The organism is Kosakonia sp. SMBL-WEM22 (genome assembly GCF_014490785.1).
Taxonomy (GTDB): domain Bacteria; phylum Pseudomonadota; class Gammaproteobacteria; order Enterobacterales; family Enterobacteriaceae; genus Kosakonia.
The window spans coordinates 2756680-2774047 of sequence record NZ_CP051488.1 but is presented as its reverse complement, the minus strand read 5'-3'; the positions used below and the strand labels follow the sequence as shown (position 1 = coordinate 2774047).

The 17368-nt window shown below is 54.1% G+C and carries 16 protein-coding genes; all 16 read left to right on the top strand.

Annotated elements, in window-relative coordinates:
- The first annotated feature begins 3 nt into the window (after window positions 1-3).
- The 16 genes from tssB (at window position 4) to tssH (ending at window position 17365) form a co-directional block, all read left to right on the top strand.
- A complete protein-coding gene (gene tssB, locus HF650_RS13160) occupies window positions 4-528 on the top strand; it encodes a type VI secretion system contractile sheath small subunit (RefSeq protein WP_187799058.1) in 525 nt (174 codons plus the stop codon).
- A 3-nt stretch (window positions 529-531) separates the two neighbouring features.
- Entirely contained in the window at window positions 532-2034 is a 1503-nt protein-coding gene (gene tssC / locus HF650_RS13155; RefSeq protein WP_187799057.1) for a type VI secretion system contractile sheath large subunit, read from the top strand.
- Between the two features lie 64 nt (window positions 2035-2098).
- Window positions 2099-2533, top strand: coding sequence for a Rap1a/Tai family immunity protein (locus HF650_RS13150; RefSeq protein ID WP_223284159.1), 435 nt, complete (start codon window positions 2099-2101; stop codon window positions 2531-2533).
- On the top strand, window positions 2530-3057 hold the full coding sequence (locus HF650_RS13145; RefSeq protein ID WP_187799056.1) for a T6SS amidase immunity protein Tai4 family protein: 528 nt from the start codon (window positions 2530-2532) through the stop codon (window positions 3055-3057). Before HF650_RS13150 ends, HF650_RS13145 begins: the two co-directional genes overlap by 4 nt.
- Window positions 3058-3132: 75 nt before the next feature.
- On the top strand, window positions 3133-3612 hold the full coding sequence (locus HF650_RS13140; protein WP_223284158.1) for a Rap1a/Tai family immunity protein: 480 nt from the start codon (window positions 3133-3135) through the stop codon (window positions 3610-3612).
- A 460-nt stretch (window positions 3613-4072) separates the two neighbouring features.
- Window positions 4073-4555 carry a type VI secretion system tube protein Hcp gene (locus tag HF650_RS13135; RefSeq protein WP_023480099.1) on the top strand — a complete coding sequence of 161 codons (483 nt, stop codon included), beginning with the start codon at window positions 4073-4075 and terminating at the stop codon, window positions 4553-4555.
- A 525-nt stretch (window positions 4556-5080) separates the two neighbouring features.
- Window positions 5081-5476 (top strand): hypothetical protein, encoded by a 396-nt coding sequence (locus tag HF650_RS13130; protein WP_187799055.1) that lies wholly within the window; start codon window positions 5081-5083, stop codon window positions 5474-5476.
- A 207-nt stretch (window positions 5477-5683) separates the two neighbouring features.
- Window positions 5684-6496 (top strand): lysozyme inhibitor LprI family protein, encoded by an 813-nt coding sequence (locus HF650_RS13125; protein WP_187799054.1) that lies wholly within the window; start codon window positions 5684-5686, stop codon window positions 6494-6496.
- 156 nt (window positions 6497-6652) lie between these two features.
- Window positions 6653-8482 (top strand): type VI secretion system-associated FHA domain protein TagH, encoded by a 1830-nt coding sequence (gene tagH / locus HF650_RS13120; protein WP_187799053.1) that lies wholly within the window; start codon window positions 6653-6655, stop codon window positions 8480-8482.
- The gene (locus HF650_RS13115; protein ID WP_023480106.1) at window positions 8479-9273 is read left to right on the top strand and encodes a protein phosphatase 2C domain-containing protein; all 795 of its coding nucleotides are present in this window, start codon (window positions 8479-8481) and stop codon (window positions 9271-9273) included. Before tagH ends, HF650_RS13115 begins: the two co-directional genes overlap by 4 nt.
- Before the next feature lie 20 nt (window positions 9274-9293).
- Window positions 9294-10271 carry a hypothetical protein gene (locus HF650_RS13110; protein ID WP_187799052.1) on the top strand — a complete coding sequence of 326 codons (978 nt, stop codon included), beginning with the start codon at window positions 9294-9296 and terminating at the stop codon, window positions 10269-10271.
- Window positions 10272-10280: 9 nt separating this feature from the next.
- Complete coding sequence (locus HF650_RS13105) at window positions 10281-11093, top strand: type VI secretion system accessory protein TagJ (RefSeq protein WP_187799051.1); 813 nt, start codon at window positions 10281-10283, stop codon at window positions 11091-11093.
- Window positions 11086-11655 carry a type VI secretion system baseplate subunit TssE gene (gene tssE, locus HF650_RS13100; RefSeq protein WP_187799050.1) on the top strand — a complete coding sequence of 190 codons (570 nt, stop codon included), beginning with the start codon at window positions 11086-11088 and terminating at the stop codon, window positions 11653-11655. Before HF650_RS13105 ends, tssE begins: the two co-directional genes overlap by 8 nt.
- Window positions 11656-11658: 3 nt before the next feature.
- Window positions 11659-13530 (top strand): type VI secretion system baseplate subunit TssF, encoded by a 1872-nt coding sequence (tssF, locus tag HF650_RS13095; RefSeq protein ID WP_187799049.1) that lies wholly within the window; start codon window positions 11659-11661, stop codon window positions 13528-13530.
- Entirely contained in the window at window positions 13527-14570 is a 1044-nt protein-coding gene (gene tssG, locus HF650_RS13090) for a type VI secretion system baseplate subunit TssG (protein ID WP_187799048.1), read from the top strand. Before tssF ends, tssG begins: the two co-directional genes overlap by 4 nt.
- A 176-nt stretch (window positions 14571-14746) precedes the next feature.
- On the top strand, window positions 14747-17365 hold the full coding sequence (tssH, locus tag HF650_RS13085) for a type VI secretion system ATPase TssH (protein ID WP_187799047.1): 2619 nt from the start codon (window positions 14747-14749) through the stop codon (window positions 17363-17365).
- The last annotated feature ends 3 nt before the right edge of the window (window positions 17366-17368 follow it).

Here is a 17368-nt window from a genome sequence, read left to right as displayed (position 1 = left end):
ATCATGGCAATGAGTAACAGTGGTCAGAAATTTATCGCCCGCAACCGTGCGCCGCGCGTACAGATCGAGTACGACGTGGAAGTTTACGGCGCGGAGCGCAAAATCCAGCTTCCGTTTGTGATGGGCGTAATGGCGGATCTGGTAGGGAAACCGGTGGAGAACTTACCTTCTATTGAAGAGCGTAAATTCCTCGAAATCGACGTCGACAACTTCGATGAACGTATGAAAGCGCTGAAACCGCGCGTTGCGTTTAACGTAGACAACACCCTGACCGGTGATGGCCGTCTGAACGTGGATTTAACTTTCGAAAGCATGGATGACTTCCTGCCGGACGCCGTTGCCCGTAAAGTCGAGCCGTTGAATAAACTGCTGGAAGCGCGTACCCAGCTCTCTAACCTGCTGACCTACATGGACGGTAAAAACGGTGCGGAAGAGCTGATTGCAAAAGTGTTGCAGGATCCAACTCTGCTGAAATCACTTAGTCAGCTGCCGAACAGTGACGAGAGCGCGCAAGGTAAAGAGGAATAATTGATGAGCAATCCTTCTCAACAACAAGAACTGCAGCAGGGTGCCCAGTCCTTCAGCCAGGACGAGTTCAGCTCTCTGCTCAATAAAGAGTTTCGTCCAAAAACCGATCAGGCGCGCTCAGCGGTCGAAAGCGCGGTGAAAACCCTGGCGCAGCAGGCGCTGGAGAATACCGTCACTTTCTCATCCGACACCTATCGCACCATTCAGAACCTGATTGCCGGTATCGACGAGAAGCTGTCTCAGCAGATCAATCAGATTATTCACCACGAAGATTTCCAGAAGCTGGAGAGCGCCTGGCGCGGTCTTAGCCACCTGGTGAATAACACTGAAACTGATGAGATGCTGAAAATCCGCTTTATGAGCATCTCCAAGCAGGAACTGGGTCGCAACCTGAAGCGCTACAAAGGCGTGGGCTGGGATCAGAGCCCGATGTTCAAAAAAATCTACGAAGAAGAGTATGGCCAGTTCGGTGGCGAACCGTTCGGCTGCCTGGTTGGCGACTACTACTTCGACCACAGCCCGCAGGATGTGGAACTGCTGGGTGAAATGGCTCGCATCGGTGCGGCCTCGCACTGCCCGTTCATCACCGGCACCGCGCCAAGCGTGATGCAGATGGAGTCGTGGCAGGAGTTGGCGAACCCGCGCGATTTGACAAAGATCTTCCAGAACACCGAGTATGCCGCGTGGCGTTCACTGCGTGAGTCTGAAGATGCGCGTTATCTTGGTCTGGTTATGCCGCGCTTCCTCGCGCGTCTGCCGTACGGTATTCGTACCAACCCGGTTGACAGCTTCGATTTTGAAGAAGAGACCGACGGCGCTAACCACAACAACTACACCTGGTCGAATGCTGCTTATGCCATGGCGACCAACATCAACCGCTCCTTTAAAGAGTATGGCTGGTGTACCTCCATCCGCGGCGTTGAGTCTGGCGGTGCGGTAGAAAATCTGCCTTGCCACACCTTCCCGAGCGATGATGGCGGCGTGGATATGAAGTGCCCGACCGAGATTGCAATCAGCGATCGCCGTGAAGCGGAACTGGCGAAAAACGGCTTTATGCCGCTGATCCATCGTAAAAACTCCGACTTTGCTGCTTTCATCGGTGCTCAGTCGCTGCAGAAACCGATGGAGTACCACGACGCTGATGCCACCGCCAACGCACGTCTGGCTTCCCGTCTGCCGTATCTCTTCGCCTGCTGCCGCTTTGCGCACTATCTGAAGTGCATCGTACGTGACAAAATTGGCTCCTTCCGCGAGCGTGATGAGATGGAACGCTGGCTTAACGACTGGGTGATGAACTACGTCGACGGTGACCCGGCAAACTCCTCTCAGGAGACCAAAGCGCGTAAACCGCTTGCTGCTGCAGAAGTACAGGTGCAGGAGATCGAAGACAACCCAGGCTACTACGCAGCGAAATTCTTCCTGCGTCCGCACTACCAGCTGGAAGGTCTGACCGTTTCTCTGCGTCTGGTTTCAAAACTGCCATCGCTGAAAACCAAAGAGGCGTAAGGCTGTAAGACCGTAAGCGCGCCGCGCTTACGGTCAACAAATAATTTTCGTAGCAGAGGGATTTGTGAAGAAAATAAATCTGATGATTGCATCCGGCCTGCTTATGTTCTCAATGCTATCCGCTGCTGAAACCAGAACATATCAATATCCTCAGGCGAATGCATTACCGGAGGATTCGACAACAAATCTGCTGCGCGATCCTGCATTATTGAATGGCTATAACGTCAATATGAGCGCAAAACGTTTTGCTGACGCATGGTTTTCTAAAACTAATGAGCGCGAACGTATTAAAGCGGATATGTATCTTCTGGGAGTAGCTGATGCGACCGAGGGAAGCGTCTGGTGCGGTTATAATCGCCTGCTGCCTTCGTCCATGCATGAAAATCTCTACGCCTATTTTGAAAACCTTAGCGCAGTAAAAGAAAATCAGCGCGCTTCAAAAATAATCATTGATGCCCTGGCTGAACTGGCACCATGCAAGGGGACGGTAAAAAAATGAGACCTTTATACAAACAGCATAAAGGCCATCATCTTTCTTCCTCAAAGAATCCCTTTTTTTCTCTTGTGCCTGAAATCAGTTTTCTGAGCAAGACTATAAGTAAACTGTTTCTGTTTTTACTGCTTGCTCACTCCAGTGCTTTTGCCAAATCAGAACCGGATCCAATGGCATTTATCAAGGAGAGGCCCTATACAGAAGTTGTTAAGGATATGGTTTTAGCTCGTTGCATTGCTCAGGCTGCTGAACCTGACTCTGCATATTCACTCGACGCGGCAAGAAGCTCAAATGCGCTGCGTGAGTGGGTACCATTCGACATTGAAAACGGCAATGAAAAAGTCAACGCCTTGATTCAGCAGTTTAGTAAGACTCTCAATAAGTTCCATAATGAGAGTACGCAAAGCGTTAAAGGCGCTACATTAAATTGCCTGCGTTTGTATCATAGCCCTGAGCTGGATAAGCTGGCAAAAGAGGTGTTGGTTAAAAATCCGCAACATAGCTGGAATCAGGATGATACAGACAATTAATTTTGAATATTTCATACAGCGATGAAAAGCCTCTTTCACTCATGAAAAAAATGAAGAAATATCAGGGTGTTTTGAGTGCCAACTAAACTTTTTGAAACAAAAGGATTTGTGATGAAACTGAAAGCAGCCGCTGTCATTTTTTTACTGGCAGCGCCAGTAATGGTTCTCGCTGAAACTAAAATATATGAATATCCTCGGGCTGAGTCTTTACCGGAAGATGATACTTCCGTGTTTCCTCGCAATCCTGAGCTTTTAACCGGGCATGATGTTAAGCTTACCGCAGAGCGTTTTTTCAACGCATGGAATAACAAAAACAACGAACGTGAGCGCATTAAAGCTGATATGTACTTTTTGGGCGTGCTGGATGCATCTGAAGGGACTGTGTGGTGTAATTATAAAAAAATACTTCCCAGCTCCGCACATGAATATATCTACTCGAGCCTATCAAGAATGAAACCCGAGGAAAACGGGCAACCTGCAGCGCAACTGATTATGAAATTGATGGCAGGTATTCTTCCTTGTGTTAAAAAAATAGAACATAAGGCCTTTATATAAGAGGTGGAAGGTTAAGATTCCCTCCTTAGACGGAATGCTGGTCAGAATTCTGCTTGCTAACCTTAAAACATCAGATTTTTGGTGATGCAAAAAACAATATATAAAGGGCAGGCGTGGTGGGGCGACGTGATACATAGCTAAAGAGTTGAGTGTGAGAGTGGTGGGCATGTTAATATGCTCAAGCTCCGGATAAACGCTTTTACGTGTAATCCACTATATTTCGGACAGTAAAGATATCTGGTTATGCGAATGTTACCGATTTATGGCAATCAGATAATCTGGATAAAAGATCAGATTTCTCTGTAACAGAGAAAAGAATTTCTGAAGAAACACCCGTTTTTTCGGAATGTAAAGAGGCAGAGGTAAAATATGGACGGTTTTATTCAGCCCCATGCTTACCCATTTGCCATATAAGCGCTTTTTCGAAAGCAATATTTATCATTAACGAAGAGTAAATATTATGGCTATTGATATGTTTCTGAAGGTCGATGGAGTTACGGGCGAGTCTAAAGACTCAAACCACACCGGCTGGACTGATATCACATCTTTCTCCTGGGGTGCTTCACAGCCAGGGAATATGAGTGTTGGCGGTGGCGGCGGTGCCGGTAAAGTCAATTTCAACGACCTGCATGTAAATGCACTCATTGACAAATCTACTACCGCTATCCTGAAGCACTGCTCCAGCGGCAAGCATCTGACCAAAGTTGAGCTCTCTGTCTGCAAAGCAGGTGGCCAGCAGGTTGAATATGCTCGCATCACTCTGGAAGACGTGCTGGTGACCTCCGTTCAGTACACCGGTGCTGACAACGGCGACACCGTAGGTGTGACCTATGCGTTCCAGGCTGCGAAAGTGAAACAGCAGTACTGGGAGCAGTCCTCTTCCGGTGGTAAAGGCGCTGAAACCAGCGCTGGCTGGAACATCAAGGAAAACAAAGAAGCTTAATATGCCTCTGGCGATCCCGAAAGGGATCGCTTATTTAAAGGGGCATCTAAATATTCCCTTTCATCTGGTTCAAACTGCTGACTTAAGAAAGGGGCTCATCGACAATCGCTAAGTTTGAAATTTCTGGCAGTAAATCAATGGGTATTTTTCTTCCTCCTGAGCCAGACAGCAGATTTTAATACCAAAAACTATATAATCCTGTTATATCGATCAGTTACATATATACGTTGCGGCAAGTAGCTGGGAAAGATATGTTCAGAGCACTCCTTTTATTAATTACCTTCATGTTCTGCTCGCTAAGTGGTTACGCCGCAGATAGGGTACAACATGGGTTTTGCAAGCATACTGGTTACATGATTTTTATAACGACGACACAAAAAAAGCAGCACAATTAAAGTATCGCTATTTCGTTATTGGACATGCAGGCCGGGTTGAGAAAATAATTAATCTTAATATCGCTGCTAATAAAGCACTCCCTGAATAATACTTCTCGCGTTTGCCTTCTGAATTTAAAAATATTCTGAGGTGCATGTTGAACAGACGGGTGATATCGCTATTGATGGTTTGCAAAAGCACATTGAATGTGACCAGCCAATATATAGTGCCAACATGATATCTTTTTTACCGCTGACCACCTCTTTACCAACCATTGCTGCACTTGAACGAAGTGCTGGTTGTGAATTATGGCCTTGGGCTGAAACTTATATATTAAAAGATGCCGTTGATAGCACCTATTTGAAGCGCTGGCCAGAACACGATGCACCGAATATCCTGGCGGTTAATCCCACTCAGCCGCTTATTAAAATTCAAACTATCAACAATGAGTGGATACGCGCTGCAATTCTGGATGTGAAAAATGGCGGTCCGATGCGTAAGACCGAGGGTTTTATCAAGCTTGATGCACTTCAATCCGTAAACTAGTAATTGCAGTAAAGCTTGTTACCGCCTGATGGATGCATGAGCTTGATGCTGAGACTTGTTTTTGCTACAACCTCATCCCATTTCTTGTTGGGGCAGCAATCTCCTGACGATCATCAATTAAATTGTCATCAATAGTGGTAAGCGGATGAAGCGCTTGCCCGAACCATGTCGTACTAAAGTTAATCTCTGTTTAAAGGGAAGCAATTTATGAGAGTGTCACTGCTTTCTGCGATCGTAATGATAACAGCAGGTATGGGGTTGACCACAGTAGCTCAGGCGGTGGTGCCGGACGCCCTCAAGGGGGAATGGCGCGTAGTTTCAGGTGAGCCTGATAACCTTGCTACGGCTGTTGTGAATACGAAAGTTGACGATCCCCGCTATGTTGGGCGAGTCATTAATTTCAGCAATGAAGCAGTGCGTGGCGAGCTTGATGGTGCGGTGAGCTGTCAGCAGCCTGCCTATACTTCTGCATCTCAGATGACACTTAATGATGCGATAGAGAAAACATCAGGTATGCGTAACTTTTCGCCCAAAACACCGGTCGCAAAAGACTTCGGGCTTAAAGCGTCAGGCGATCAGAGAATTACGCCAATCTTGCTCAAATGCCAAAAGGGACATCTGGGGCCTGATGGCTTATCCATCGACAACTGGGTAGCATTACTCTCTAAAGATACGTTAGTAATGAACTGGAATGATGACAGCTACTTTGTACTCCAGCGGGTGAAGCCAGGCGAAATGGTGAGGCCAGGTTTTTCATGCAGTGCGAACCTGAATGACGCAGAAAAAACAATCTGTGGCAGCAGCGAACTTGCAGCATGGGATCGCAGCGTGTCAGACGCGTTCAATGTGCGGTTACTCCAGCAGAAGGAAGTCGATCCTAGCGATACTAAAACGGTAGCGGATATAAAATCAGCCCAACGCGCATGGCTGAAAAAACGTAATCAATGCAATTCGGACGCTGCCTGTCTTAAAAACAGCATGCGAGAACGCGTCGAAACGCTGGTTGACGAGTCGCAATAAGTTGAGCTTCGTTACTCGATCCGCTAACTAGAAGTGCTAACCCTCCGGTAGTTAGGGTTAGCAAATCTGTTTGAATATTAGTATTTGTATTTAAACGCAGCCGCTTTACCCAAAACGGCGCCGTTTGAGTGCACATAACTCCAGCAGGAATACGCGATGCGATTCACTATTATCACCAACAAACCCGGTCATCAGCCGCCGCAAAGCCGCTGCGACTTTTATCCTCCGGGCGGCACTATTGGCCGCGGCACTGACAACAATCTTGTGCTGCCGGATAACGACCGCTCTATTTCCCGTCTGCAGGCCATTGTCCATATCTCTGGTACGGGTGAATGCCGTGTCACAAACCGCGGCAACGTTACGCGCGTTGTGCTCAACGACATCCCACTTGAGCGCGGCCGTCAGGTAGAGCTTCAGGATGGGGATATCCTCGGTATCGATGAATACCGCATCGAAGTGAGCGATCTTATTCAGGATACGCAGCCGGTAAGCCGCATGGCCGAGGAGATGTATCCGAAGCCGACGCCAGCCCCGGCGGCGAAGCCTGCACCTGCACCAGCCGCTGCGCCGAAAAACGCTGCAGAAAGCGCGCCAGCTTCCGTGCCGACGGAGATTTGGGACAGCCTGATGCAGGAGTTCTCTATCTCCGACAGCATCTCCAGCAGCCGCGCCAAAGCCGCCGAGCCGCAGAACCTCAATCCCTTTGCTGAACCGAAAGAGCCGGAGCGCAACCCGGAAGACCCGCTCTCACTGCTGAACAACCATGAGCCGCTGGTCGCACCGAAATCCCTCGATTCGGACAATCTGTTCAACGACGAGCAACTGTTCAAAAACGACAGCATCTTTAATGACGCCACGCCATCGACCCTGGTCCCGCCGGTCGAGCCGGTACAGTCGCCAAAAGAGAGTGCGCCTGAAAGTGATGAGCTCGATCCGCTGGCCCTGTTTGGCGGCAGCGGCAGTGCCCCACAGGCACGCAGCGACGATCCGCTTGGGCTGCTGAGCGGCGCTGTACCGCTGACCCATGCCGATGAGATGACGCCTGCGAAACCGCAGGAGCCGGTTCCGCCGATCATTACCGATCCGCAGGCCAGCGAGCCACCGGCAGAACCACAGCCGATTATTACCGATCTCCACGCAGAGGATTTGAGCGCTACGCCGCTCTTCGCCGAAGAGGAGCCGCTGCCACTGCAGGAAGGCCTCCAGGAGCCGCAGGAGCAGCAGGATTATGCCGGCATCACGCTGCCGACGCCGCAGGCGGTTCAGCGCAGTGCGGCGCAGACGCCGAAAGGGCGCTTGCGTATCGATCCGGTGCAGAGCCCCGGCGCGAAATCAGCACCTGCCAGCACCTCCGGCGACAGCGGCGATGTGCTGCAAGGCGAGTTGCTTGAAGCGCTGCTGGAAGGGATGGGTCTTGGCGATATGCAGCCCGTTCCGCAGTTTGATAAGGAGAACATGCGTCAGTTTGGCCAGATGTTAAGTATGTTCTCGCAGGGGACCGTCGCGCTGCTCTCTTCGCGTTCAATCTTAAAGCGTGGCGTGAAAGCAGATATGACGATGGTACTGGACGATGCGAACAACCCGTTCAAACTGTTGCCGTCGGGTAAAACTGTACTGATGCAGATGTTCGGTAACCGTATGCCGGGCTTTATGCCGCCAAAAAAATCGGTGCGCGATGCGCTGATCGATCTGCAGGCGCACCAGCTGGGAATGATCTCCGGTATCCGCGCGATTATCGCGGCGATGCTGCAATCCTTTAATCCTGAGCAGCTGGAAGAAGATGCGAAACGTGATGGTGCGACCTCACGTCTTGGCGTGCTCTCCAACCGCAAGGCCGCGATGTGGGACTACTTTGTGCGCACTTATGCGCAAACCGCCGGTGAGATTGACGATGACTTCCATACCCTGTTCGGTGAAGCGTTCCTGCACGCTTACGACATGGAGGTTAACCAGTACAAAGACTCACAAAGCGGATCGGAAGAATGAATATCAGCACCGCCTCAATATCACGACAAGGCGAGCGTGCCAGTAATCAGGATCAGACCGGAGAAACTATCGGCGAGCGCGCCGCCTGTTTTGTCGTCTGCGATGGCATCGCCGGTTTGCCCGGCGGTGACAAGGCGGCTGAGCTGGCGCGCAATGCCATCATCACCGAGTTTGACGGCGATGAGCACCTCAATGCCCAGTATATTCGCAACTATATCAACGGCGCGAACCGTGCAATCCGTAAAGAGCAGCAAGCGGTACGGGATTACAATCGCATGGGCACCACCATGGTCAGCCTGTTTATCGATCGCGACTATGAGCTGGCTTACTGGGCGCACGCCGGAGACAGCCGTCTCTATCTCTTTCGCCGCGGCTGGCTCTATCATGTGACCACCGATCACAGCCTGGTCCAGCAGATGAAAGACGCTGGACATCAGGTTGAAGGTATCAACGGCAACCTGCTCTATTTCGCGCTTGGCCTCGGCGAAGATGAGCGCGAGCCAAGCTACAGCGATGTGGTGCCAATTGAAGATGGTGATGCCTTCTTATTGTGTACGGATGGTTTCTGGCACGGTGTTACTGAAGAGCAGATGCAACAGTCGTTGCACATGGTCAACACACCCGACGAGTGGCTGACATTAATGAATCAAATCCTGCTGAAGAACGGTGCCGGCTCGCAAACCCAGCAGGATAACTACAGCGCCGTGGCGGTGTGGATGGGTACGCCTCAGGAGACCACGCTTTTGCATACGATCTCTGAAGCCGCTCAGTTTTTCCCTCTTCGTGATTGATACAGCTTACAAGGACTTTTATGAAACTTTGGCTACCGGGTTTGGCCCTGCTTGCGGCATGTGGCAGCGCGCAGGCAGAAAACTACCGCATCGTGCAATCGCCTTCGCAAAAACTGGATGTCTGGATCGACAATGTTGAGGATAACACTCCTAAAAGCTGGTGCGGCAAGATGTTGCCACTGCGCATTGTCACCGGCGGCGAGAAAAAACCCTCCGTTCTGAACAACTTCTTACCCCGTCTTGGCGCGCTGCTGGAAAATCAGTGCGGCACGCTGACGCAGGTTCACTGGAAACTGACTGACGCGCAGGGCGCGACGTTGGCCGAAGGAACTGCAGATAAGGCAAAAGAGTGGCAGCCGGTCGTAACGTCAAACGGCGCAGCGCCAGCGCAAACCACAACTCTGCAACAGCCGGTTGGCCGTCCTGAAGATCTCTCCCCACCTGCTAATCGCGCACCGTGGCAGGAGTTTACCTTACAGGATGGTTGCCATCTGCGCACTTTCTGGCAGGGTGACGCCAGCGCGGCGGCACTCTTCATCCCGGCTAAAGAGGATGGCAAATGCGAGAAGGGCGGCTGGCTGAACGGTCGCAGCGATGTTATGCAGATCAGCAATGGTGCTGAAAAGAAAATCACCATGACCTTTGTCCATGGCTTCCCGGTGAGCGGCCTGAGCGACAAAGTTGACGCCGACCGCCTGCTTATTACCACCGTGAATAATGAACGCATGGTGGTCAGCGAAGGCAGCCTGGCGCAAAGCTGGATGATCCTGCCTTACGTTAGCAGCCTCAATGGCTGGCAGGCCAACGGCACCGTCGCCGTAGAGATTTCGCGCGAAGTTGCCAGCGATGCCACGCGCTTAAAAGCGCGGCTTGACGAAGTGCGCAAAGTCTGGACACCGTGGTTCGAGCCGGGTACCCGCCTCAATATTCTGCTGATTGATTCCCTGCATCCGCAGTTGCGCGATCCCGCAGTTGGGACGTACAAAACCGTCAACTAAGGAGCAGCCATGAATACCTTATTTCAACAACTGGCGGGTGAATCCCTGCAGGATAGCCTCGCGCAGCTCGAGAGCCGTATTCGCAGTCAGCCGAGCGATGCCGACTTACGCGCCGCGTTCGCGCAGCTGCTCTGCCTTGACGGCAACTGGACACGCGCCCAGGCGCAGTTGAAAAGCTGGCAGGCGCTCAAGCCGCAGGCGCAGCCGACCGTCACCCTGCTGGAGCAGGCGATCGAAGGCGAGCGTCAGCGTGCCGACGTTATGGCCGGGCGCGCACGCCCAGTTGCACCGGTTGAGCAGTATCCGTGGCTGGCAGAGATGATTAGCGCGCTGGATCCGCAGGGTAGTGATGTTGACGCGCTGCGTGACGCGGCACTGGAGAAGGCCGACGCTAACCCCGGCCAACTCGCGATGCAGGATGGGCAGACGGTGGCTTTCGATTGGCTGATGGATGGCGATAGTCGCTTCGGGCCGGTATGCGAAGCCATTGTTAATGGCCGATACTTTTGGTTGCCGTTCAGCGCCATTTCGGCGATGCAATTTCAGGCACCTGCCAGTGTTACTGACCTGGTGTGGCGTCATACGCTGGTGCGACTGCGCGATGGCAGTGAGCAAGTGTGCCAGATCCCGGCGCGCTATCCGCTTGATGCCAGTGCCGAAGATCGTTTTAAGCTCTGTCGCGTTACCGAATGGCAACCGCTGGCAGCCGGGTCTCCGCACTACCATGGGCTTGGACAAAAAGTGTGGCTAAATGACAGCGCCGAATATTCGCTGCTCGATCTCGCCACAGTGACTTTCGCTGCGGACGCAACGGATGAGTAATTCTGCGCAACATGATGAGGGCGATCTGCTGCGTAGCGGCTGGCGTTCGCGTCGCGGCAAAGAGAACGTCGGCGCGCGCGATAAAATGCAGCCCTCGCTGCTCGATCGTCTGACGGACGACGCGCCGGACAAAAAGCAGGAGCCGGCGAATAACAATTTGATTACCCACTCGGCGCTGCGCCGCAACGTGCTGCGCGATCTGCAGTGGCTGTTTAATACCATTAATAACGAAGCGCAGCAGGATCTCTCCGGCTTCGATGAGGTGCGCCGCTCGGTGGTAAACTTCGGTGTCTCGCCGCTGGCTGGCAAGCGCATGTCTGATATCGAATGGCATGACATTCAACGCAAGCTCACTGATGCGATCATCCATTTTGAGCCGCGCATCCTGCCGCAGGGTCTGCAGGTGCGCTGCATCTCTGATACGAAATCGCTGGATCTGCACAATATTCTGTCGATTGAGATCAAAGGTCGTTTGTGGTGCGTGCCCTATCCGCTGGAGTTCCTTTTTCGCACCGATGTGGATCTTGAAAATGGGCATTTCGAGTTGAAAGACGCGGGGTAATTCATGGAAAGCAAATTACTGGAGTACTACAACCGCGAACTCGCCTGGCTGCGCGAAATGGGCCAGGAGTTTGCCGGGCGCTACCCAAAAGTGGCCGGGCGTCTGGGCATGCGTGGAATGGACGTTTCCGACCCCTATGTCGAGCGCCTGATGGAGGGCTTCGCCTTCCTCACCTCCCGCGTACAGTTAAAAATGGACGCCGAGTTTCCACGCTTCTCCCAGCGTCTGCTGGAGATGGTCGCGCCAAACTACCTGGCACCTACCCCCTCGATGGCGATTGCTGAACTGCAACCGGATAGCGCTAAAGGCGATCTGAGCAATGGCTTTGTGGTGCCACGCGGCACCATGATGGACAGCCAGGTGATGAAAAAGAATGGTGTCACCTGCAGCTACACCACCGCTCACGACGTGACGCTACTGCCGCTAAAAATCAGCCAGGTTGAGCTTGGCGGCGTGCCTGCCGATCTCCCTCTCGCGCAGGTCGGTTTAAGCCAGCGCGGGGCGCAGAGCGCGTTGCGTATTCGCCTGAGCTGCGATGGCCCGGTCAACCTTAGCCATCTCGACTTTGACCGCCTGGAACTCTTCCTGAGCGGGCCTGACATGCAGGCGCTGCAACTGCTTGAGCTGCTGATGGAGCATCAGGTAGGTATGGTTTGCCAGGCAAACGCCCCGCAGGCGGCACTCCATGTGCTGGCAGATGACGCGCTGCGCCAGGAGGGCTTTGAGGCTAACCAGTCTCTGCTGCCTGACGATCTGCGTAATTTTGACGGTTACCGACTGCTCCAGGAGTATTTTGCTTTCCCGTCGCGCTTCCTCTTTATCAGCCTGCAGGGGCTGAGTGCCATGCTGGCAAGCAGCGGCGAAGCTAAATCCTTTGATATCATTATCCTGCTCGATAAAGCGGACGGTCAGCTGGAGCGGGTGGTGGATAAGAGTCATCTGGCGCTGCACTGTACCCCGGTCATCAATCTGTTTCCTAAAGTCGCCGAGCGGCAAAAGCTGAGCGAAAGCCTGCACGAATACCATCTGGTGGTCGATAACATTCGTCCGCTGGATTATGAGATTTACTCTGTCGGTAAAATTCACGCCAGTGTCGATGGTCAGCGCGATGAGCAGACGTTCCGTCCGTTCTGGAGCAGCTGGAGCCAGGATGAGGGCAATTACGGAGCTTACTTCTCTGTGCGCCGCGAGCAGCGCGCGCTCTCTGAGCACGCCCAGCGCTACGGCACCCGCACCGGCTATATCGGCTCTGAGGTGTTCGCCTCACTGGTGGATGAGCAGCATGCGCCGTGGCGAGAAGATCTACGCTATATCACCGCAGAGGTACTGTGCACGAGCCGCGATCTGCCGCTAATGCTGCAGCAGGATATGGGGCAGTTTGTACTGCCCGATTCGCTGCCTGTGAAATCCCTCACGCTGCGTAAAGGGCCGACGCCGCCGCGGCCCGCACTGGCGGAAGGACTCAGTACCTGGCGCTTAATCAGCCAGTTACAGATGAACTACCTCAGCCTGATGGATGGCGAAAACGGCGAAGGCGCAGCGGCGCTGCGCCAGCTGCTTGGGCTCTATACCCGGCTGGCCGAAGCGCCGGTTGCGCGCCAGATCGAAGGCGTGCGCCACTGCGTGCTGGAGCCTGTGCATCGCCGGGTGCCGGAGCCGGGGCCGATTGTTTTCGCCCGCGGCGTGGGCATTACCCTTACCGTTGATGAGCAGGCCTTCTCCGGTTTCAGCCCGTGGCTCTTTGGCAGCGTGCTGGAGCGCGTCTTTGCCCGGCTGGTTGGCATGAACAGCTTCACGGAGTTTACTCTTAAAAGCCAACAGCGCGGCGAAGTGGGGTACTGGCCGCCGCGTATGGGCAAGAGGGCGCTGATATGACCGACAAGCCAGCGCTAAAGCCTGCAATTGTTCGCGTCAATAGCTTACCGGATGCCTTCTGGCAGAACGTGATGGCAACGCCGTGGCGTTACGATCTTTTTACTTTGCTGCGTCGCGTGGATGCGCGCGGTGGTGAGCGCTACCCGCTGGGGCGTGCGCCGCTGCCACGCTTTGAGTCGCTGCGCGTCGGGCAAACGCCATCGCTCGGCTTCGCGCCGGCGACGCTCGCTGGAGTCAAAAAACGTGAAGCTTCGCCTCTTTATGATGTGTCGATTTACAGCTTTGGGCTCTTTGGCCCTAACGGCCCGCTGCCCATCCATTTGACGGAGTATGCGCGCGAGCGTATCGATCACCATCAGGATGAGAGCATGAGCGCCTTTGCCGATCTCTTCCATCATCGTCTGACGCTGCTCTTTTATCGTGCCTGGGCAGACGCCCAGCCGACGGTCTCCCTCGATCGCAAAGACAATAATCGCTTCGAACACTATATTGCTTCGTTAATCGGCATGGGGCAGCCGGGACAGCTGGAGAAGGGAACCCTTAGCCCTCACTCCCGTTTCGCGCTGGCAGGGCACTTGACCCGCAACGGCCGCGACCCTGAAGGGCTGGCGAAGATCCTGCGTGGCTATTTCAACGTGCCAATTAACATTGTGGAGAACGTTCCGCAGTGGATGCCGCTTAGCCCGCGTGAGCGCGCGCGACTGCAGGGCGGAAGGCATGCGCCGCGCCTGGGGCAATCCACCTTTCTTGGCGAGGCGGTGCGCGATGTGTGCCATAAATTTCGCATTGAAATCGGTCCGCTCCCGGCTGAAACTTACCGGCGTTTTCTGCCGGGGGAGAAGTATGTCGCCGCCCTGCGTGACTGGGTGCGCCAGTACCTGGGCATTGAGTATCAGTGGGCGGTGAAAGTTATCCTGCGCAGCGAAGATGTCACCGGCGCAGCGCTGGGCGGTGACAGCCGTCTGGGGTATAGCGCCTGGCTCGGTACGCAACCGACGCCAGAAGCGCGTGGAGATTTGGTATTTAGCCCGGAGGGGTAATCCTTCGATTTTGCATCCCTGTCTGACGTCTGCACAAAATCATTCGCGTTGCGTTGCACGGCAAGCCGGCGTATCCCGGACGCTTATACCCGTAAGCGAGAAAGGAGATGGGGCCGCCATCGACGAGACAGCACGAAGGATGAAGTGCTAATTAATTATGAATAATGGAAGAACCCATGTCAGAAATCAGCCGCGCCGTCTTATTCGGCAAACTCGACACACTCTTGTTCACCTCGCTGGAGAGCGCCACCGCATTTTGTAAGCTGCGGGGTAACCCTTATGTGGAGCTGGTTCACTGGTTGCATCAATTGATGCAACAGTCTGATGGCGATTTACAGCACGTTATCCGCCACTTTTCCCTTGATGAACAGGCGCTGACGCGCGATATCGTGGCGGCACTGGATAAACTGCCGCGCGGCGCAAGTTCCGTATCCGACCTGTCAGAGCACATTGATACGGCGGTTGAACGTGCATGGGTATATGGTTCGCTGAAATTTGGCGTCACCCGTATTCGCGGCGGACACCTGCTCGCGGGGATCCTGAAAACCTGGAGCCTCGCCAACGTACTAAAAGGCATCTCTCCACAATTTGATCGCGTTAGCGCCGATGCGCTGCTGGATAATTTCGACACCATTTGCGCCAGCAGCAAAGAGACGCAGCAGGCAACGGTCGCGCTGAATGATGAAAGTGGCGTTGCTGCACCCGCTCAACAAGGAACGCTTACCCAGTATGGTCAGGATCTCACCGCGCGCGCGCGTGATGGCAAGATCGATCCGGTTGTCGGGCGCGACGAAGAGATCCGCCAGATGGTTGATATCCTGATGCGTCGTCGCCAGAACAACCCGCTGCTGACCGGTGAAGCCGGGGTAGGTAAAACCGCCGTGGTGGAAGGGCTGGCCCTGCGTATCGCCAGCGGCGACGTTCCCGAGCCGCTGGTTGACGTTCAGCTGTGGCTGCTTGATATCGGCATGCTGCAAGCGGGCGCGGGGATGAAAGGGGAATTTGAAGCGCGTCTGCAGGCGCTAATTAACGAAGTGCAGTCCAGTCCGACGCCGATTATTCTTTTTATCGATGAGATTCATACCCTAATTGGCGCAGGTGGCCAGCAGGGCACCGGCGATGCCGCCAACCTGCTTAAACCCGCCCTGGCGCGTGGGCAGCTGCGCACTATTGGTGCCACCACCTGGGCCGAGTATAAAAAATACATTGAGAAAGATCCGGCACTGACCCGTCGTTTCCAGACCGTCCAGGTCGCCGAGCCAGATGAAGAGAAAGCGGTACTGATGCTGCGCAGCACCGTGTCGGCGCTTGAAAAACATCACCGCGTACTGCTGCTTGATGAAGCCGTCGTGGCGGCCGTTAAATTGTCGCACCGCTACATTCCGGCACGTCAGTTGCCTGACAAAGCGGTTGCGCTGCTTGATACCGCCTGTGCCCGCGTTGCCGTCAGCCAGAGTTCACCGCCGCCGCAGCTGGAAGATTGCCAGCACCGCATTGATGCGCTGGACGTGGAGATTGAGATCGCCAACCGTGAAGCCAAAGTCGCCGTGGGTGACAGCGAGCGCGTGGTGAAACTGCAGGCCGATCTCGAGAAACTGGCCGCGCAGCGCGATGAGCTAACGCAGCGCTGGGAGCAGGAGCAGGCGCTGGTGGACAGCATTATCGCCCAGCGCGCACAGCTGCATACCGCACCGGAAGAGTCGTTGAGCGAGCTACGCGCCACCCTTACCGAGCAGCAAAATGCGCTGCGCGTGTTGCAGGGCGACGAGCCGTTACTCTTTACCTCCGTTGATGCCAACGTGGTTGCCGCCGTGGTCTCTGACTGGACCGGTATTCCGCTGGGTCGAATGGTAAAAGATGAGATCGACGCAGTGCTGAAGCTGGCCGACACCTTAAACGAGCGCGTTATTGGTCAGCGTCACGGTCTGGAGCTGATTGCCAAACGTGTTCGTACCTCGCGCGCGCGCCTTGACGATCCGAATAAGCCGGTCGGCGTGTTTATGCTTTGCGGCCCGTCGGGGGTGGGTAAAACGGAAACCGCGCTGGCGCTGGCAGAGTCGCTTTACGGTGGCGAGCAGAACATCATCACCATCAATATGAGCGAGTTCCAGGAAGCGCACACGGTCTCCACCCTGAAAGGGGCACCTCCGGGCTACGTTGGCTATGGCGAAGGTGGCGTGTTAACCGAAGCCGTGCGCCGTCGCCCCTACAGCGTGGTGCTGCTGGATGAGATTGAAAAAGCGCACCCGGATGTGCATGAGATCTTCTTCCAGGTGTTTGATAAAGGGTGGATGGAGGATGGCGAAGGCCGTCATATCGATTTCCGTAACACCATTATTATCCTCACCTCCAACGTCGGTACCGATCTGATTACCGGCATGTGCGCCGACCCGGATCTGATGCCGGAGCCGGATGCCCTGCGTGATGCGCTGCGCGCGCCGCTGCTGCAGGTTTTCCCGCCTGCGCTGTTGGGCCGTCTGCTGGTAGTACCGTACTATCCGCTGAGCGATGAGATGCTGGCGATGATTGTGCGTCTGCAGCTTAAGCGCATCCAGCGTCGTCTGGAAGAGAACCATGGCATCATCTCCGAAGTGGATGAGAGCGTGGTTGAGCAGATCGTTGCCCGCTGTACGGAAGTGGAATCGGGCGGCCGTATGGTAGACGCCATCCTTACCAACACTCTGCTGCCGCTTATGAGCCAGCTATTACTCGACGCCAGCGCGCGAGACGAGCATTATAAGCGTTTACGTGTCACGTTTGAGCAGGGTGAGTTTCACTGTCAGTTTGCGGCGTAACGC